The 18,505-nt window shown below is 68.3% G+C and carries 17 protein-coding genes; 1 reads left to right on the forward strand and 16 read right to left on the reverse strand.

Features of this window, described 5'->3' with window-relative positions:
- Nucleotides 1-161: 161 nt before the first annotated feature.
- The 8 genes from ftsA to O4G76_RS08740 all read right to left on the reverse strand — a co-directional run bounded on the left by ftsA (nucleotide 162) and on the right by O4G76_RS08740 (nucleotide 8,285).
- Entirely contained in the window at nucleotides 162-1,490 is a 1,329-nt protein-coding gene (gene ftsA, locus O4G76_RS08705) for a cell division protein FtsA (protein ID WP_269396969.1), read from the reverse strand.
- A gap of 22 nt (nucleotides 1,491-1,512) precedes the next feature.
- The gene (locus O4G76_RS08710) at nucleotides 1,513-2,400 is read right to left on the reverse strand and encodes a cell division protein FtsQ/DivIB (RefSeq protein ID WP_269396970.1); all 888 of its coding nucleotides are present in this window, start codon (nucleotides 2,398-2,400) and stop codon (nucleotides 1,513-1,515) included.
- Nucleotides 2,388-3,308, reverse strand: coding sequence for a D-alanine--D-alanine ligase (locus O4G76_RS08715; protein WP_269397095.1), 921 nt, complete (start codon nucleotides 3,306-3,308; stop codon nucleotides 2,388-2,390). Before O4G76_RS08715 ends, O4G76_RS08710 begins: the two co-directional genes overlap by 13 nt.
- Before the next feature lie 91 nt (nucleotides 3,309-3,399).
- On the reverse strand, nucleotides 3,400-4,338 hold the full coding sequence (gene murB / locus O4G76_RS08720; RefSeq protein ID WP_269396971.1) for a UDP-N-acetylmuramate dehydrogenase: 939 nt from the start codon (nucleotides 4,336-4,338) through the stop codon (nucleotides 3,400-3,402).
- Nucleotides 4,338-4,595 carry a DUF2484 family protein gene (locus tag O4G76_RS08725; protein ID WP_269396972.1) on the reverse strand — a complete coding sequence of 86 codons (258 nt, stop codon included), beginning with the start codon at nucleotides 4,593-4,595 and terminating at the stop codon, nucleotides 4,338-4,340. Before O4G76_RS08725 ends, murB begins: the two co-directional genes overlap by 1 nt.
- Complete coding sequence (gene murC / locus O4G76_RS08730; RefSeq protein ID WP_269397096.1) at nucleotides 4,592-5,995, reverse strand: UDP-N-acetylmuramate--L-alanine ligase; 1,404 nt, start codon at nucleotides 5,993-5,995, stop codon at nucleotides 4,592-4,594. The genes O4G76_RS08725 and murC overlap by 4 nt, the downstream gene beginning before the upstream one ends.
- Before the next feature lie 17 nt (nucleotides 5,996-6,012).
- Complete coding sequence (locus tag O4G76_RS08735; RefSeq protein ID WP_269396973.1) at nucleotides 6,013-7,119, reverse strand: glycosyltransferase; 1,107 nt, start codon at nucleotides 7,117-7,119, stop codon at nucleotides 6,013-6,015.
- Nucleotides 7,119-8,285, reverse strand: a complete 1,167-nt coding sequence (locus O4G76_RS08740; protein ID WP_269396974.1) for a putative peptidoglycan glycosyltransferase FtsW — start codon at nucleotides 8,283-8,285, stop codon at nucleotides 7,119-7,121. Before O4G76_RS08740 ends, O4G76_RS08735 begins: the two co-directional genes overlap by 1 nt.
- A gap of 152 nt (nucleotides 8,286-8,437) precedes the next feature.
- On the opposite strand from O4G76_RS08740, the gene O4G76_RS08745 reads away from it, so the two are divergent.
- Nucleotides 8,438-9,628, forward strand: a complete 1,191-nt coding sequence (locus O4G76_RS08745) for an NAD(P)/FAD-dependent oxidoreductase (RefSeq protein WP_269396975.1) — start codon at nucleotides 8,438-8,440, stop codon at nucleotides 9,626-9,628.
- 14 nt (nucleotides 9,629-9,642) lie between these two features.
- On the opposite strand, the gene murD is transcribed toward O4G76_RS08745, so the two are convergent.
- Genes murD through rsmH form a run of 8 tightly spaced genes read right to left on the reverse strand, consistent with a single transcriptional unit; the run spans nucleotide 9,643 to nucleotide 18,505 of the window.
- On the reverse strand, nucleotides 9,643-11,040 hold the full coding sequence (gene murD, locus O4G76_RS08750) for a UDP-N-acetylmuramoyl-L-alanine--D-glutamate ligase (protein ID WP_269396976.1): 1,398 nt from the start codon (nucleotides 11,038-11,040) through the stop codon (nucleotides 9,643-9,645).
- Nucleotides 11,037-11,336 carry a hypothetical protein gene (locus tag O4G76_RS08755; RefSeq protein WP_269396977.1) on the reverse strand — a complete coding sequence of 100 codons (300 nt, stop codon included), beginning with the start codon at nucleotides 11,334-11,336 and terminating at the stop codon, nucleotides 11,037-11,039. The genes murD and O4G76_RS08755 overlap by 4 nt, the downstream gene beginning before the upstream one ends.
- Nucleotides 11,337-11,346: 10 nt before the next feature.
- The gene (gene mraY, locus O4G76_RS08760) at nucleotides 11,347-12,429 is read right to left on the reverse strand and encodes a phospho-N-acetylmuramoyl-pentapeptide-transferase (protein ID WP_085894719.1); all 1,083 of its coding nucleotides are present in this window, start codon (nucleotides 12,427-12,429) and stop codon (nucleotides 11,347-11,349) included.
- A 5-nt stretch (nucleotides 12,430-12,434) separates the two neighbouring features.
- On the reverse strand, nucleotides 12,435-13,877 hold the full coding sequence (murF, locus tag O4G76_RS08765; protein ID WP_269396978.1) for a UDP-N-acetylmuramoyl-tripeptide--D-alanyl-D-alanine ligase: 1,443 nt from the start codon (nucleotides 13,875-13,877) through the stop codon (nucleotides 12,435-12,437).
- Complete coding sequence (locus O4G76_RS08770; protein ID WP_269396979.1) at nucleotides 13,874-15,376, reverse strand: UDP-N-acetylmuramoyl-L-alanyl-D-glutamate--2,6-diaminopimelate ligase; 1,503 nt, start codon at nucleotides 15,374-15,376, stop codon at nucleotides 13,874-13,876. Before O4G76_RS08770 ends, murF begins: the two co-directional genes overlap by 4 nt.
- Nucleotides 15,377-15,393: 17 nt before the next feature.
- Nucleotides 15,394-17,178 (reverse strand): penicillin-binding protein 2, encoded by a 1,785-nt coding sequence (locus tag O4G76_RS08775; protein ID WP_269396980.1) that lies wholly within the window; start codon nucleotides 17,176-17,178, stop codon nucleotides 15,394-15,396.
- A complete protein-coding gene (locus O4G76_RS08780) occupies nucleotides 17,175-17,534 on the reverse strand; it encodes a cell division protein FtsL (RefSeq protein WP_085894715.1) in 360 nt (119 codons plus the stop codon). The genes O4G76_RS08775 and O4G76_RS08780 overlap by 4 nt, the downstream gene beginning before the upstream one ends.
- Entirely contained in the window at nucleotides 17,531-18,505 is a 975-nt protein-coding gene (gene rsmH / locus O4G76_RS08785; RefSeq protein WP_269396981.1) for a 16S rRNA (cytosine(1402)-N(4))-methyltransferase RsmH, read from the reverse strand. Before rsmH ends, O4G76_RS08780 begins: the two co-directional genes overlap by 4 nt.

Genomic DNA, 18,505 nt, shown 5'->3' on the forward strand with positions numbered 1-18,505 from the left:
CTGCCTGTCCTGAATCTGGCCCGTCCCGCCGGGCGTATCTGCCATTATCTGGCCAAACTATCCGCGCGCGTCCGCATCGTCACGGGGAAACTCGGGCATTCCTACTTATTTTCTGCCGTTTCCGCAGCGTCGATTCTCGGTGGTCGGCGACATCTTGCGTATTACCAGTTGTCCTTGAACCACTTGAAGGCCCGCTTCAGCGACCGCGCCGGGTGCTTTTCGGCGGGCACGTCGAAATCCCACCATTCGTCCTGCGGGTGCGCGGCGAAGAGGCACAGACCGACCGATCCCGCGAAGGCCGGCCCGGTGGCGGCCTGCGGCAGCCCCTGCACCCTGAGCGGACGGCCGAGCCGGACCTGCTGGCCGAGGATGCGAGTCGCCAGCCCGTCGAGGCCTGGGATCTGGCTGCCGCCGCCGGTGAGCACGATCTGCTGGCTGGGCAGATGCTCGAAACCGGCCGCGTCGAGCCGCTGGCGCACCTCTTCGAGGATCTCCTCGACCCGCGGCCGCATGATGCCGATCAGTTCGGCCCGGCTGACGGTGCGGCGGTCATGCTCCCAATCGCCGGTATCGCCGCCGATCTCGATCATCTCGCGGTCATCCATGCCGGTGGCGACGACGCCGCCATAGAAGGTCTTGATCCGCTCGGCGGTGGCCATCGGCACCTGCAGGCCCATCGAGATGTCCGATGTGACGTGATCGCCGCCCATGCGCACCGAATCCGCGTAGATCATGTGCTTGCGGATGAACACCGAGATGCCGGTCGAGCCGCCGCCCATGTCGATGCAGGCCGCGCCCAGCTCCTGCTCGTCCTCGACCAGCGAGGAGACCCCCGAGACATAGGCCGATGAGGCCAGCCCCGCGACTTCGAGATCGCAGCGCTTGATGCAGTAGAGCAGGTTCTCGATCGCGGTGGCGTCGACGGTGAGCAGGTGCATGTCGGTGGTCAGCCGCTGGCCGATCTGGCCGCGTGGATCGGCCAGACCGGAGCGATGGTCGAGCGCGAAGTTGACCGGCTGCGCGTGCAGCACCTCGCGGCCATCGCCGTAATCGGGCAGTTCGCAGGCCGCCAGCACGCGGCCGATATCGCCGTCGGTAACCTGCCCGGCCTCCACCTCGACCTCGCCATCGAGCCCGTAGCTGCGCGGCCGCGCGCCGGACAGCGTGGCGATGACGTGATCGACCCGGACCCCGGCCATCTTCTGCGCCGCCTGCACCGCGGTGCGGATCGCGCGCTCGGTCTCGGCCATCGCCGCGACCTCGCCGAAGGAGACGCCACGCGAGCGGGTGGTGGCGGCGCCGATGATGCGGAAATTGGACTGCCCGGCCATCGAGCCCACGCCCTCGAGCGCGGGGGCATCGCCGTCGAATCGCAGCACCAGGCAGGCAATCTTGGAGGTGCCGACGTCGAGAATGGCGATCACGCCACGCTGCATCGCCGCCTTGCGCATGTGGCGCATTGCCCGCTGGGTCTGGTAGAGCTGCCCCATCTGTTCGTCCCCGCTCCGTTTTCTAGTTGTTGTCGCTGACGCGGCGGAGCCGCACCAGAGCCTGCTCGGTCAGCCTTATGGTCGGCCGATCCTCATTCCGCACATCGACCGCCGCGATGTCGCGCGCCAGCATCTCCTCGGCCCCGTCGAGCGCCATCACCCGCTCGAGCGCCTGCACCGGGTTCTCCGCCGGCAGCAGGATCCGCTGGTCGCGATCGAGCACCAGGTCCCAGCGCCGCTCGCCCATCCGCACCAGCCCGCGGATGCGCGGCGCGACCGGCGCGGCGGCGGCGAAGAGCGCCAGTGCCTCGTCGATCTTCTCGCGCGCGCCGTCGCCCGCGATCAGCGGCAGATCGGCCCGGTCGGAGCGCTGCGCGATCATGCCGGTCATTACGCCTTCGGCATCGACCAGCCGCAGCCCGTCGACATAGCGCCACACCGCGACCGGCACCCGCTGGGTCACCGCGATCTCCAACGTGCCGCCGGGACGGACCCGCACCGTGGCATCGGCCACCGCCGTCAGCTCGCGGATCCGGGTGCGGATCTCAGGCAGGTCGAGATCGAAGGAGGACACCGGCATCGTCTCTGGCAGAAAGGCCCGGATCGCAGCGGCGAGCGCCGGCTCGGCCCCCTCGATCTCGACCGCGCCGACCATGAATTCGGGACGCTGCTGGATCGTCGCCTTGAGCCGGTCGATCTGTTTTGCAAAGGCGGCCCGGTTGTCATCCTGGCCGAACCAGATGCCACCGACCAGAGCGACGAACAGGACCGGCAGGCCGAAGCGCACCCCGATCCGGAAGGTCGGCGTCAGCATCAGCCGCTGGTAGCGGTAGCCCCAGCGCGTCGGCGCCGGATCCCGGCGGATGCCGTATTGCGGCTCGCGCCCGAACAGCGACTTCAGCGATCGCACGAGGCATCCTCCACCAGCCAGCGGCACAGCTCCGGAAAGGAGATCCCGGTCTTCGCCGCCTGCTCGGGCGCGAGCGAGGTGGGCGTCATGCCGGGCTGGGTATTGGTCTCGAGCAGCACCAGACCATCGCGCCCTCGCGCCTCGTCCCAACGGAAATCGGTGCGCGACAGGCCACGGCAACCCAACGCCCGATGCGCCCGAAGCGCGTAGTCGAGGCAGGCCTCGAAAATCTCGGCCGGGATGTCGGCGGGCACGACATGATGCGAGCCGCCGGTCTTGTACTTGGCGTCGTAGTCGTACCAGCCGCTTGTGACGATGTCCGTCACCGTGAGCGCCCGGTCCCCCATCACCGTCGTCGTCAGCTCCCGCCCCGGCAGGTAGCTCTCGACCATCACCGTCTCGGGCATGTCATCGGAAAGCTGCGGCGGCGCATTCGCACCTTCGGGCACGATGTAGACGCCGACGCTGGAGCCTTCGTTGTTGGGCTTGATCACATAGGGCAACGGCAGCAGATGCGCCGCCATCGCCTCGGCCTTCGAGGCCAGACGGCTTTCGGCCACGGGCAGGCCGGCGGCGCGGAAGGCGGCCTTGGATGCCTCCTTGTCCATGGCGAGCGCCGAGGCCAGCACCCCGGAATGGGTATAGGGAATGCGTAGCCATTCCAGCAGGCCCTGGACGCAGCCATCCTCGCCACGGCGGCCATGCAGCGCGTTGAAGACGACGTCGGGCGCATGGGATTGGAGTTGCGACGGCAGGTCGGGGCCGGCATCGACCTCGACGACCTCGTATCCCGCCTGCCGCAAGGCCGCCGCGCATTCGCGCCCGGATGACAAGGAGACCTCGCGCTCGGCCGAGGGTCCGCCCATCAACACGACGACCTTGGGATGTGTCCCGCTCGACATTCCCAGACTGCCCCATTCGCGCGCCGCTGAACGACGCGTCATTGTTATAACCCATTCCGGGCCTTCCCCGCTTTGCGGGGACCGAATTATTCGCTTGTCACGCGGACGGCTGCCCGACCCGCATGATTTCCCACTCTAGCGTCAGGCCGGAATGCTCGTAAACCCTTTTCCGGACCTTCTCGCCCAGAGCTTCGAGCTCGGCCGCCGTGGCCTCGCCGGCATTGGTGAGGAAGTTCGGGTGCTTTTCGTTCATCACCGCGCCGCCGAGCCGTGCCCCGCGCAGCCCGGCCTCGTCGATCACCTTCCAGGCCTTCAGCTCGTGGCTGTCATCGGCGCGGCCCGTCGAGGAAAACCCGGCCGGGTTGCGGAAGGTCGAGCCCGCGGTCCGGTCCTTTGTGGGCTGGCTGGCGTCGCGCTTCGCGATCTGCTCGTCCATCCGCGCATCGAGCGCAGCCGCCTCGCCGGGGCCTGCGTCGAACACGGCCTCGACGATCACCGCCCCCTCCGGCAAGGAACTGGAGCGATAGCCCAGCTCGAGCGCTTTCGCAGGCAGCACTTCGGTCCGGCCGTCGCGATGGATCACGCTCACCTCGCGCAGCACATCGGCCACATAGGCGCCGTAGCAGCCGGCATTCATCCGCACCGCGCCGCCGATGGCGCCCGGGATGGTGCGCAGGAAGGTCAGGTCGCGCCCCGCCTGCGCCGCCTTGCGCGCGACATGCGAATCGAGTGCGGCCGCGCCGGCCCTGACGCTGCCGTCATCACCGATCTCGATGCCGTTGAAACCGCGGCCGAGCCGGATCACCACGCCCCGCACCCCGCCATCGCGCACGATCAGGTTCGAGCCGACGCCCATCGGGAAGACCGGCACCGAGGGATCGAGATCACGCAGGAAATCGGCGAGATCCTCGCGATCGGCGGGCTGGAACAGCCAGTCGGCCGGACCGCCGACCCGCAGCCATGTCAGATCGGAGAGCGGGCGGTTCGGCGTCAGCCTGCCGCGCACCTGCGGCAGAGGATCGGAAAGATCGGTCATCATGCTCCTCCCAGTCGGCGGAGCCGCCGCCCGGCGGCCCTCAGGGGCCAACGCAGCACCGAGGCGCCGCCAGCCATCAGCATCACGCCCACGACCGGGCCCAGCGCAAAGGTGACCCAGCCCAGAAGCGGCACGCCGACCACCACCAGCAAGCTGGCACATTTGCGGTGACTGTCGCGCGGCAGCATGGACGCCATATTGGCCGCAATCAGCCAGAGGCAGGCAGCCGCCAGCGGCAGGGCCTGCACTGCGCTCATCCGTCCTGTCCCAGCCTTGCCGGCAGCGCGCCGGCCCAGGCGCTGATCGTGCCGGCGCCGAGACAGACCACGATGTCGCCCGGCCGCGCCTGCTCGCGCACAAGTCGCGCGAGGTCTTCCTCGGAGGTGACGGCGCGGGCATGGCGGTGGCCGTGGCGGATCAGCCCGGCAACGAGATCGTCGCGCCCCGCCCCCTCGATCGGCTCTTCGCCGGCGGCATAGATGTCGGAGATGCCGACCACGTCGGCATCGTTGAAGCAGGTGCAGAAATCATCGAAGAGCGAGGACAGGCGGGTGAAGCGATGCGGCTGGTGCACCGCGATCACCCTACCCTCGCTGGCCTGGCGTGCGGCCCGCAGCACCGCGGCGATCTCGACCGGGTGATGGCCGTAATCGTCGATGATCGCCACGCCGTTCCATTCGCCGACCTTGGTGAAGCGGCGGTTGACGCCCCCGAAAGCCGCGAGCGCCGCGCGGATCTCGTCGCGCTTCATGCCCAGATGCCGGGCGACCGCGACGGCGGCCAGCGCGTTCGAGACGTTGTGGTCCCCCGGCATCGGCAGGCTGCAGCCTTCGATCACCGCGTCCTCGGCCCGCAGCACGATGTCGAAATGCGCCACGCCGGCCTTGTAGGTCAGGTTCGCGGCGCGCACATCGGCCTGCGCGTTGAAGCCGAAGGTGACGACCCGGCGATCGGTGATCTTGCCGACCAGCGCCTGCACTTCGGGATGGTCGGTGCAGCACACCGCGAGCCCGTAGAAGGGGATGTTCGAGACGAAGTCGAGGAAGCCCTTCCTGAGCCCCTCGATCGAACCCCAGTGATCCATGTGCTCGGGGTCGATATTGGTGACGATGGCGATGGTCGCGGGCAGCCGGTTGAAGGTGCCGTCGCTCTCGTCGGCCTCGACCACCATCCATTCGCCCTGCCCCATCCGGGCGTTCGAGCCATAGGCATGGATGATGCCGCCATTGATGACCGTGGGATCGAAATGCCCGGCGTCGAGCAGCGTCGCCACCATGGTGGTGGTGGTGGTCTTGCCATGGGTGCCGCCCACGGCAACGTTCGAGCGCAGCCGCATCAGCTCGGCCAGCATCTCGGCGCGGCGCACCACCGGCAGGCCACGCCGGCGCGCCTCGTCGAGCTCGGGATTGCCCGGCTTGATGGCGGAGGAGATCACCACCACCTCGGCGCCGTCGAGGTTCTCGCCCGACTGACCGATGAAGATGCGGGCGCCCAGCCCTTCGAGACGCTCGGTGATCTTCGAGCCCTTCAGGTCCGAGCCCTGGATCGTGTAGCCTTGGTTCAGCAGCACCTCGGCGATGCCGGACATGCCGATCCCGCCGATGCCCACGAAGTGGATCGGACCGACATCGAGCGGCAGTTTCGTGGCGGCATTCATCGGTTGCGTCCCGTCCATCAAGAATCTTTTCCCTTCTCTGCGTCCACGAGGCGCTCCACAACCCCCGCAAGGCGCTCCGCCGCGTCCGGTACGCCTGCGTCGCGTGCCGCATGAGCCATGCGCATGGCGCCGTCGCTGTCACCGAGCACCAGGGCGATCTTCTCGCTCAGCGCCTCGACGTGGAATTTCTTCTCGGGGAACATGATCGCCGCGCCGGCTTCGACAAGGCCCCGCGCGTTCGCGGTCTGGTGGTCGGCGGCGGCGGCGGCAAAGGGGACGAGGATCGCCGGTCGGCCGATCACGCTCAGATCCGCCACCGTCGACGCGCCCGAGCGGCAGATCACCAGCTGCGCCTCGCTCATCCGGGTCGGCACGTCCGCGAAAAAGGTCTGAACGTCGGCGTCGATGCCCTCGTCGGAATAGTAGGTCGAGACGCGCTGCACGTCCTCTTCGCGGGCCTGATGGCTGACGCGGACCCGGCGGCGCAGCTCTGCCGGCAGGTTGGCGATCGCCGGCGGCACCACGTCGGACAGGATCCGCGCACCCTGGCTGCCGCCGATCACCAGCACCGACATCGGGTAATCGCCCGGCGGGATGTAGGCCGCGCCGACGCGGTCGAGCACGGCGCGCCGTACCGGGTTGCCGGTGTGGACCGCCTCGACGCCCGGGGGCAGCTCGGTGGGCCACGTCCCGCAGGCGACCGCATGGACACGCCGCGCGAAGAGCGCGTTCACCCGTCCCAGCACGCCGTTCTGCTCGTGGATCATCCGCGGCAGCTTGAGCAGCGTCGCCGCCGCCAGCGCCGGAATCGACGGGTAGCCGCCGAAACCCACCACGGCGGCCGGCCGGTCGCGCAACATCCGGCTCACCGCCGCGGCGACGCCGGCCGTGATGCGAAAGGGCGCGATTGCCTTGGCCGAAAGACCGCCCCGCGCGAAGGTGGCGGCGCCGACCTGCTCGATCTCGACCTCGCGCGGAAAACCCTGCGTGTAACGCGCGCCGCGCGCATCGGTGGAAAGCTTCACTCGCCAGCCACGGGTGAGCATCAGTTCGGCCAGCGCCTGGGCGGGGAACATGTGTCCGCCGGTGCCGCCGGCGGCGATGACGAGGAGCGGCGCCGACATCAGCGGCCCCGCCGCAGCAGGATGTCGCCGATGCCGCCTTGTGGGCGGGTGCGGGTAAAGGCCAGAAGCATGCCCAGCGCGATGCCCGACGCGATCACCGAGGAGCCGCCATAGCTCACGAAGGGCAGCGTCATGCCCTTGGCGGGCAGCAGCCGCACCGCCACGCCCATGTTGATCATCGCCTGCACGCCGAAGGCGCAGGCAAGGCCGGTGCCGGCGAGCCGGATGAAGGTGTCGCGCTCCTTCATCAGCCGCAGCAGCGAGCGCACCACCACCGTGGCATAGAGCGCGATGATCACCAGCACGCAGATCAGGCCGTATTCCTCGGCGGCCACCGCGATGATGAAGTCGGTATGCGCGTCGGGCAGCGACCATTTCACCTGCCCTTCGCCGACGCCGACACCGAAGAAGCCGCCCTCGCGGATCGCGTTGGTAGCGTAGCCCAGCTGGGTATTGGGATCGACCTCGGCGGCAAGGAAGCCGTCGATGCGGCGCGCGAAGTGCTCGGAGTTGTTATAGGCCAGCGTGCCGCCGGCGACGACGGCGCCAGCGAGGCCGAGAAGCAGCACCATCGGCGCGCCGCCCACGAAATACATCACGCCCCAGGAGAACAGCACCAGCGCCGCCTGACCGAAATCGGGCTGCAGCGCGAGAAACATCACGATGGTGAAGGCAAGCGCGAAGGACCATATCCGCCCCGGAGGGCCGGAAGGCTCCATCCCCGCGGCCATGAACCAGGCCGCCACCACCACGAAGCCGGGCTTGAGGAACTCGGAGGGCTGCACGGAGGCAAAGCCGAAGGAGAACCAGCGCACGGCGCCCTTGCCGAAATCGGTGCCGAAGAACGGCAGAAGCATCAGCGCGAGGAAGGCGCCCGCGAATCCCAGCACCGCGAGACGGCGCACCATCTGCGGGGTCATCATCGAGATGCCCATCATCACCGCGAGCGAGACGATGCCGAAGAAGGCCTGGCGGCTGACGTAATAGAAGGGGTCGAGACCATTGCGCGAGGCCAGCGGCGGCGAGGCCGCGAGGCCCAGCAGGATGCCGATCGCAAACAGCAACAGGATGCAGGACATGGTCCAGACATCGATGGTGCGCCACCAGCGCGGGAGTATCGGATCGACGGTCCTGACCGGGACCGCCCCATGCACCATTTCGGTCATGAACCTGCTGCCTGATTGCCTCTGCCCTGCCCGCTTGTGCGGGTCTGCGGGAGAGACTAGCGCGCTCATGCCGGATTGACCATGAAAATAACGTCCAGTCTTTGCCGCCACGAGGCTTGAGCCCGTGGCAGAAAAGCGGCAGGTGCCCAGTCATGAACAATATTCGGCAGATCAACACCCTGATCCTCGGGGCCGGCGCCGCCGGTCTTTTCGCGGCCATCCATGCGGGGGGCGATACGCTGGTGATCGATCACGCCCGCAACCCCGGCGAGAAGATTCGCATTTCGGGCGGCGGCCGCTGCAACTTCACCAACCTGCGGACCGCGCCTGAATGTTTTCTCGGCGCGAATCCCCATTTCCACAAATCGGCATTGGCGCGCTACACAGCCTGGGATTTCCTCGACCTCGTGCAGAAGCACGGCATCGCCTGGCATGAAAAGACGCTGGGCCAGCTGTTCTGCGACGGCAAGGCCACCCAGATCGTCTCAATGCTGCTGACCGAGATGCGCGAAGCCGGGGCCGAACTGTCGCTGGAGACCTCGTTGGTCGAACTGTCCCGCGACGAGAGCGGGTTCCGGGCGGTGATCGAACGCGCGGGCAAACGCGAGACGATCCGTGCGGCCCGCGTCGTCGTGGCGACGGGCGGCAAGTCGATTCCCAAGATGGGCGCGACGGGTCTGGCCTACAGGATCGCCGAGCAGTTCGGACTGCCGCTGGTCGAGACGCGGCCGGGCCTCGTGCCGCTGACCTTTCCCGACCGTTTCGCGGGGCTGTCCGGCGTGGCGCTGCCGGTGCGCGCGCAGGCCGATGGCCCCGCCTTCGACGAGGCGCTGCTCTTCACCCATCGTGGCCTATCGGGCCCAGCGATCCTGCAGGCTTCCTCCTATTGGCGCGAAGGCGGCGAGATCCGCCTCGATCTCGCCCCGGACGGTACGCTCGCCGAAAGCCTCCGCGCGGCGCGGCGCAGCGACGGGAAGAAGGCCCTGAAGACGGTGCTGGCGCAGCATCTGCCCGCGCGATTGGTCGAAGCTTGGGCCGAGGAGTATCCGATGCGGGGCAACATGGCGGATCAATCCGACCGCGCCATCGACGCGCTCTGTGAAAGCCTGCGGGATTGGCGGCTCACCCCCACCGGCACCGAGGGCTACCGTACGGCGGAGGTCACCTTGGGCGGCGTCTCGACCGATGCCCTGTCATCGAAGACGATGGAGGCCAAATCGGTGCCGGGGCTGCATTTCATCGGCGAATGCGTCGACGTCACCGGCTGGCTCGGCGGCTACAACTTTCAATGGGCCTGGGCCTCGGGCTTTGCTGCGGGGACGGCGATCGCGCAGGGCGGCTGAGCGCCCCGCGACCCTTAGAGAAGTCCGCGGACGCAGGCGACGAAATCATCGCCGCGCTTCTCGAAGTTGTCGTACTGGTCGAAGCTCGCGGCCGCAGGGGCCAGCAGAACCACCTCGCCCGGCTCGGCCTCTTCCATGGCGCGCTTCACCGCGACCGCCATCGTGCCGCAGACCTCCGCCTCGACGCCCGAGAGCTTCACCGCGAAGGCCTCGGCCTCGCGGCCGATCACATAGGCCTTGGCGACATGCGACAGCCCCTCGCCCAGCCCCGACAGGCCGCCCTCCTTCTCCAGCCCGCCACAGATCCAGCGGATGCGCGGAAAGGCCGCGAGGGCCTTGGCGGCCGCGTCGACATTGGTGGCCTTGCTGTCATTGACGAAGGCCACGCCGTCCTTCTCGGCCACGCGCTGCGAGCGGTGCGGCAGGCCGGGATAGGAGCGCAGCGCCGCCTCGATGCCACGCGGGCCGAGGCCAAGGCTTCGCGCCACGGCCCAGGCGGCGCAGGCGTTCTGGTGATTATGCGCGCCCGGCAGGCCGGGGATGTCGCGCAGATCGACCGAGGCCACCTGCCGCCCCTTGCGGTATTCGGCGAGAAAGCCCCTACGCGCGAAGACGTTCCAGCCCGGACCGGTCAGCTTGCGGCCCGAGGAGATGGCGATGACGCGGTCGTCGGCCATTCCCGTGGCGAGCTGATTGGCGAGGTAGCGCCCCTCGTTCTCGTCGACGCCGATCACGGCGCGGTCCGGTCCGCCTTCGGAGAACAGCCGCCGCTTGGCGGCGAAGTAGCCGCCCGGCCCGGCATGCCGGTCGAGGTGATCGGGCGAGAGGTTGGTCAGCACCGCGATGTCGGGGGTCAGGGCGCGCGCCAACTCGGTCTGATAGCTCGACAGCTCCAGCACCACGACCTCGCCATCATGCGGCGGGTCGAGATCGAGCACGCCGCGGCCGATATTGCCGGCAAGCTGCGCCGGCCGCCCGTTCTCGGTGAGGATATGGTGGATCAGCGCCGAAGTGGTCGATTTGCCGTTCGAGCCGGTGACCGCGACGATGCGCGGCATGGTGTCGAACTGGTCGAAACCCTCGGCGGCGAAGCTGCGAAAGAACAGGCCGATGTCGTTGTCGACCGGCACCCCCGCCTCCCACGCGGCGGCGATGGCGGCGTGCGGTGCCGGGTAGAGATGCGGGATGCCCGGCGAGGTGACGAGCAGCGACACGCCCTCATAGGCGCTCGCGCGGGTCAGGTCGCGCAGCGTGATCCCCTCGGCCTCGGCCGCCTCGCGCCCCGAGGGGCCGTCATCCCAGGCGACGACCTGCGCGCCACCCGCCTTCAGCGCCGCCGCGGTGGCCCGGCCGGACCGGCCCAGCCCCAGCACAGCGACGGTCTGGCCCTCATGTCCGCGAACCGGGATCATAGTTGAGCCATTACTGCCCAAATGACAGGACCGATCAAAAATAAATACACTACATAAACAGCAACTATAGAGCCAAGACTATTCTCCTCGGCTCGGGCAGCAAATCCATCATACAAGAACACGAATACAGCTGCGGCCATCAGCGTTACGGCAGCCAAAAGAAATGGAAAACTGCTGCCACAAAGCCCGCTTCGGCTCACATCGGCATCCCAGAGGATCGCACCACCCACAAACAAACCAATTGCAGCGCCTGAAGCGTTTAGTCCACGATATAGTAAAGCGAAAAAATTCTTCAATTTTAATCCCTCAGCGCAGCTTGAGCGTGGCAAGGCCGATCATCGCGAGGATCAGCGAGATGATCCAGAAGCGGATGACAATCTGCGGCTCGGACCAGCCCTTCTTCTCGTAGTGATGGTGGATCGGCGCCATCAGGAAGACCCGGCGGCCGGTGCGCTTGAAGTAGAGCACCTGGATGATCACCGAGAGCGCCTCGACCACGAAGAGGCCGCCGACGACCGACAGCACGATCTCGTGCTTGGTCGCCACCGCGATTGCGCCGAGGCCACCGCCCAGCGCGAGGCTGCCGGTGTCGCCCATGAAGACCGCCGCGGGCGGCGCGTTGTACCACAGGAAGCCCAGCCCGCCGCCGATCAGCCCCATGGTGAAGATCAGGATCTCGCCGGTGTCGGGAACGTAGTGGACGCCCAGATACTCGGTGAAGTCGGTCCGGCCCACGGCATAGGCTATGACGCCGAAGGCCCCGGCGGCGATCATCACCGGCATGATCGCCAGACCGTCGAGACCGTCGGTGAGGTTCACCGCGTTGGCGGCGCCGACGATCACCACCATGGCGAAGGGCACGAACAGGATGCCGAGGTTGAGCAGCATCTCGTTATAGACCGGAAAGGCGAGCTGGTTGGTGAGGTTGTCGGGATGGTACATCGCCGCCCACCAGCCCGCGAGACCGGCGATGGCGAAGCCGATCAGCAGCCGCAGCTTGCCCGAGACGCCGTCCGTGTTCTGCTTGCGGACCTTCGCGTAATCATCGGCGAAACCGATCATCGCGAAGCCCAGCGTCACGAAGAGCACCATCAGCACGTAGGGGTTGTCGAGCCGCGCCCAGAGCAGCGTCGAGGTCATCACCGCGCCGACAATCAAAAGCCCGCCCATGGTCGGCGTGCCCGCCTTGACGAAATGCCCCTCCGGCCCGTCGGTGCGGATCGGCTGGCCCTTGCCCTGGGTGCGGCGCAGCACGTTGATCAGCGGCGGCCCGAACAGGAACCCGAACAGCAGCGACGTGAGGAAGGCCCCGCCGGCACGGAAGGTAATGTAGCGAAACAAGTTGAAGAAGTCGCCGCCGTCGGACAGCAGCGTCAGCAGATAGAGCATGGGCCTCAGGCCTCCTTGTCGCCGGAGAGGGTCCGTTGCCCCAGTTTGCGGATCGCGTCAACAAGACGGCTGACATGGCTGCCCTTGGAGCCCTTGACCAGCACGACATCGCCGGAATCGACCAGCCGCGCGGTTTCGGGGATCAACTCATCGACCCTCTCGACCCAGCGGCCGCGCTGCGCATCTGGCAGCGCTTCGTGCAGCGCGCGCATTCTCGGTCCCACGCAATGCACGGTCCTGAGCGCCGCCATCGACGGATCTGCGGCCATCTCTGCATGCATCTCGCGCTCGCGCGGGCCTAGCTCCAGCATGTCGCCGAGAATCGCGATGCGGCGACCGCGATGCACCCGGCCCACGCCGTCGCGGGTCTGCGCCGCAGCCAGCACCGCGAGCGCGGCCGAAAGCGAGGTCGGGTTGGCGTTGAAGGCGTCGTCGATCAGTTCCAGCGTCTCGCCGTCGCGGGCGGGGTCGATCACCACCGTCTCGCGGGTCCCGCGGCCGGCGGGCGGCGCCCAGGCCGAAAGGTTGCAGATCGCACGCGCACGGTCGGCGTCCAGTGCCTGCGCCACGGCGATGACGCCCAGCGCGTTGACCATGAAATGCCGCCCCTCGGTCGCGACCTTGAGCGACACCTCGGTGCGCCATAGCCGGGCCCGCCCCACCGTGACTCCGTCGCGCACATGCGCTTCCTTGAGCCGGTGGTGGTTGCTGACGCCGTTGCCGAAACCGATGATCCGCGCCCCTGCGGCACGGGCCGCGGCGCGCAGGATCGGGCTGGTCGGCAGATCGCCATTGACCACGGCGCAGCCGCCCGGCTCCAGCCCCTCGAAGATCGCGGCTTTTTCGCGCGCGATTCCCTCGACATTCTCGAAGGCCTCGAGATGGACGGCGGCGACGGTCGTGATCATCGCCACATGCGGACGCGCCATGCGTGCCAGCGGCGCGATCTCGCCGGGGTGGTTCATGCCGATCTCGATGACCGCGAAATCGGTGTCGGCGGGCATCCGCGCCAGCGTCAGCGGCACGCCCCAATGGTTGTTGTAGCTCGCCTCGGCGGCATGGACGCGCCCCTGCCCCTCAAGGGCCGCGCGCAGCATCTCCTTGGTCGAGGTCTTGCCGACCGAACCGGTGATCGCGGCGACGCGGGCCCGGGTCCGGGCACGGCCCGCGATGCCGAGCCGCTCCAGCGCCGGCAGCACGTTATCGACGAGCAGGAGCGGCGCGTCTTCAGCCACGCCCTCCGGAATGCGGCTCACCATCGCGGCCGCGGCGCCCTTCTCGAGCGCCTGCGCCACGAAATCATGCCCGTCTCGCGCCGCCTCCAGCGCCACGAAGAGATCGCCGGGCTTCAGGGTGCGCGTGTCGATCGAGACGCCGGTGGCACGCCATTCCGTGGTGGCGCGCCCACCGGTCGCGGCGCCGGCGTCGGCGGCGGTCCAGAGCGTCATGCGTGACCCTCCAGCGCGGCCACGGCGACCGAGGCCTGCTCGGCATCGTCGAAGGGCAGGATGTCGTCGCCGACGATCTGACCGGTCTCGTGACCCTTGCCGCAGATCAGCAGCGCATCGCCCGGCCCCAGCGCGTCGACACCGCGCAGGATCGCCTCGGCGCGGTCGCCCGTCTCGGTAATGCTCTCGGCGCCGCCCACCACGCCGCGCGCGCCCGCCATCACGGCGGCGCGAATCGCTGCGGGATCCTCGCTGCGGGGGTTGTCGTCGGTGACGATCACCGCTTCGGCATTGTGAGCGGCGGCCGCGCCCATCAGCGGTCGCTTGCTGCGATCGCGGTCACCGCCCGCGCCGACGATGGCGATGATCCGTCCCATCACGTGCGGGCGCAGCGCCTTCAGCGCCGTTTCCACCGCGTCGGGCGTATGGGCGTAATCCACGAAGACGGTGCCGCCATTGCCGCGCTGGGCGGCGAGCTGCATCCGCCCGCGCACCGTGGTCAGCTCCGGCAGCGCCCGGAATACCTCGTCGGGGTCTTCCCCCGCGCCGATGACGAGAGCGGCGGCCAGAAGCACGTTCTCGGCCTGGAAACCGCCGACGAGATCGAGCCGGCACATCCGGGCCGTGCCTTGCCAGGCGAAACGCAGTTCCTGCCCGGTGGCGTCGAAGCGTTGCGCCAGAAGCCTGAGCCGCGCCCCCTCGGCACGTCCGACCCCGATCACCTCCTGGCCGCGCGCGGCGCAGCGCCGGGCGATCTCGGCACCCTTGGGGTCGTCGAGATTGACCGCGACCACGCCCTCATCGGGCAGCACTCGGTCGAACAGAGCCAGCTTGGCCTCGAAATAGGCCTCGAAGCTGTGGTGATAGTCGAGATGGTCCTGGCTAAAATTGGTGAAGCCCGCGGCGGCCGGGATCACGCCGTCGAGCCGGTGTTGATCGAGCCCGTGGCTGGAGGCTTCCATCGCCACATGGGTCACGCCCTCGCGCGCGGCCTGGGCCAGCGCCCGATGCAGCGTGATCGGCTCGGGCGTCGTGTGCTTGAGCGGATGGGTCCATGCCCCCTCGACACCGGTGGTGCCGAGATTGACGGCGCGGCGACCCATCGCGACCCAGATCTGGCGCGCAAAGGTCGAGACGGAGGTCTTGCCGTTGGTGCCGGTGACGGCGACGATGGTTTCCGGCGCCGGGCCGAACCACAGCGCGGCGGCACGCGCCAGCGCCTGTCGCGGCTCCTCGGCGACGATCAGCGCCACCTCGCTGCCCGACAGCGCGGGCGCGGCGATGCGGGCGCCTTCGGTATCGGTGAGAATCGCGACAGCGCCCTTTTCGAGCGCCAGTTCGACGAAGCCTGCCCCATGCGCGACGCTGCCCGGCAGCGCCGCGAAGAGATGACCCGGCCGCACCTCGCGGCTATCCACCGAAAGCCCGGTCAGGCGTGCCTCGCGGCCGCCTTGCGCCGTCAGCCCCAATCCGGCCAGCGTGGCCTGTTTGCCGTCCATGTCAGCCCCTCGCCGCCCTAGTTCGCGGCCAGCGATATACCCTCATAGGGCGCACCTTCAACCTGCGGCCGGAGCCCCAGCAGCGGTGCCGTGCGCCGGATCATCTCGGCGGCCACCGGTACGGCGGTCCAGCCAGCGGTACGGCGCGGGATCGAACCCGTGGTTTCCACGGGCTCGTCGAAGGTCACCACGAAGACGTATTTCGGATCGGTGGCCGGGAACATGCCGGCGAAGGTCGAGATCACCTTGTCCTTGTAATAGCCGCCGCCGTTTTCCTTGGGCTTGTCGGCGGTGCCGGTCTTGCCACCGACCTCGTAGCCTTCGACATCACCCAGGCTCGCGGTACCGCGGCTGACCACGGCGCGCAGCATGGCGCGGGTCGCGGCGGCGGTCTGCTCGCTGACCACCCGCTCCCCGGGCGCACGGTTGGCCTTGTGCAGCAGCGTCGGCGTGACCTTGAGGCCGCCATTGGCCAGCGTCGCGTAACCGGCGGCGAGATGCAGCGGCGTGACCGAGAGGCCGTGGCCATAGGAGATGGTCATGGTCGAGATCTCGGACCACTGCGCCGGCAGCAACGGCTTGCCGGTGGGTGCCTCGATCATCTCCACCGCGGTGGGTTCGAGCATGCCGAGCTCTCCTAGGAATTCCCGCTGCTTCTCCGCGCCGAACATCAGCGCGATGCGCGAGGTGCCGATGTTGGAGCTTTCGACGATCACGTCGGTGGCCGAGAGCTGCGGGCCGTAATCGTGGAAGTCGCGGATTCGGAACCGGCCCCAGGTCATCGGACCCTTGGTGTCGATCATGGTCGAAGGCTGGATCAGGCCCATCTCGAGCCCCTGCGCCACGGCGAAGATTTTGAACACCGAGCCCAGTTCGTAGACGCCCTGCACCATGCGGTTGAAGAGGGGGCTGTCGGCGGGGGAGCCCTTGGTCAGTGGCCGGGGCCGGTTGTTCGGGTCGAAATCCGGCAGGCTCGCCATGGCGACGATCTCGCCTGTCTTGGCCTCCATCAGCACCCCCGCCGCACCGCGCGCGTTGAGCAGATTCATGCCGCCCAGCAGGACCTCCTCGACCGCAGATTGCACGGTAAGGTCGAGAGACAGCCGGAGCGGAGCCCCTTCATTGGCGGGATCGCGCAGATAGGCATCGAATCGACGCTCCACACCCGCGACGCCGATCACCTCGGCCGATGAGACCCCTTCGCGGCCATAGCTGGCCCCGCCGAGTATATGCGCGGCGATCGGTCCGTTCGGATAGATCCGCATTTCACGCGGACCGAACAATAGGCCCGGATCGCCGATGTCATGCACCGCCTGACGCTGCTCGGGGCTGATCTGCTTGCGGATCCACATGAACTTGCGCGGGCCGGTGAAATCCTCGAGCAGTTCCTGCTCGTCGAGTTCGGGGAAGATCCGCACCAGTTCGGCCGCCGAGCGAACCGGGTCGACCATCTGCGGCGGCTGCGCATAGAGCGCGTAGGTATCGAGATTGGTGGCGAGGATCCGACCCTTGCGATCAGTGATGTCGGCGCGCTGGGCAATGATCGGGTTGCCGGACGCGGACGCGCGGGGCTCCTCGGCGGGCGCGCCTGCCATACCACCCATCTTCAGGCCGATGGCCCCGAAGGCGAGGAAGAAGAAGCCGCCCAGCACCAAGAGCCGGCCCTCGGCGCGCGAACGGGCGCGGTCGCGGTTTTCCTCGTGACGCAGTCGCAGGTTCTCGCGCTCGATCGCGTCGGGATTCTCGCCGCGCTCGCGCGCCTTGAGGATTCGCGCCAGCGGGCGCAATGGCCGTCTGATCACAGCGGTTCCTCATCGGTGTTCATGAAGGCCGAGGACACCTCGACCGGGTTCATGATCGGCGGCAGCATTTCGGGCGGAAAGCCCACCTGTTCGATCTGGCCAAAGGCCTCGGGGCGCAGCGGCAGCAGACCCAGCCGGTCGAAGTTCAGGTCGGCGAGGTCGCGTAGCCGGTCGGGACGGTTGAGATAGGCCCATTCGGCGTTGAGCATGCCCAGACGGGCATGTGCCGCGCCGATCCGCGCATAGAGCTGGCGCACCTCGCGCAGGCTCTGCTGCGTGCTGTAATTCTCCTGATAGGCCCAGAAGCCCAAGGCGACGACGGCCAGCGCCGACAGCACGTAGATCACGCCCCTCATCGACGTTTCTCCCCTTTGTCCAGAATAGGCATGCCCAGCGCGGCCGGATCGGCCCGCCCCGCCGGGGCTGTGGTGCGCCGCGCCACCCTAAGCCGCGCCGAGCGCGCGCGCGGGTTGGCGGCCAGTTCCTCGTCGTCGGGCCCGGCGGCCTTGCGCCCGACCAGTTCTAAGGCCGGCGGCGGCCCCTCGACCTCGGGGGCGAAGCGGTTGGCGTTGCCGGTGGCACCGGCGCGCAGCTGCATGAAGCGCTTGACCATGCGGTCCTCGACCGAATGGAAGGTCACGACGCCCAGCAGCCCGCCGGGCTTCAGCGCCCGCTCGGCCGCGGCGAGCCCCTCGTAGAGCTCGTCATATTCCTCGTTCACCGCGATGCGCAGCGCCTGGAAGCTACGGGTCGCCGGATTGGACTGGCCCGGCTTCTGGCGCGGCAGGCAGCGCGCGATGATTTCGGCCAGCTGCAGCGTCGTGGTGACGGGGCGCGCGGCGACGATGGCGCGGGCGATGCGGCGGCTCTGCCGCTCCTCGCCATAGAGAAACAGGATCCGCGCGAGATGCGCCTCGTCCGCCTCGTTGACGATATCGGCGGCCGAGGGGCCGGTCGTGCCCATGCGCATGTCGAGGGGGCCGTCCTTCTGGAAGGAGAAGCCCCGCTCGGGCTGGTCGATCTGCATCGAGGAGACGCCGAGATCGAGCACCACGCCGTCGAGCGGCTCGCCCGCAAGCTGATCGAGTTGGGAGAATCGCCCCTCGCGCATCTGCAGCCGGTCGCCATACTGCCCGGCCCAGGCCCTGGCCATATCGAAGGTCGAGGGATCGCGATCCACAGCGAATACCTTGTCGGCGCCGGCATCGAGCAGCGCCCGCGTATAGCCGCCCGCACCGAAGGTGCCGTCGAGCCAGACCCCCTGGATCGGTTGCAGCGCCGCGATCAGCGGCCGCAGCAATACCGGCACATGAGGCGCATCGGCCAT

The sequence above is a fragment of the Limimaricola sp. G21655-S1 genome (genome assembly GCF_027213785.1).
Classification (GTDB): Bacteria; Pseudomonadota; Alphaproteobacteria; order Rhodobacterales; family Rhodobacteraceae; genus Limimaricola.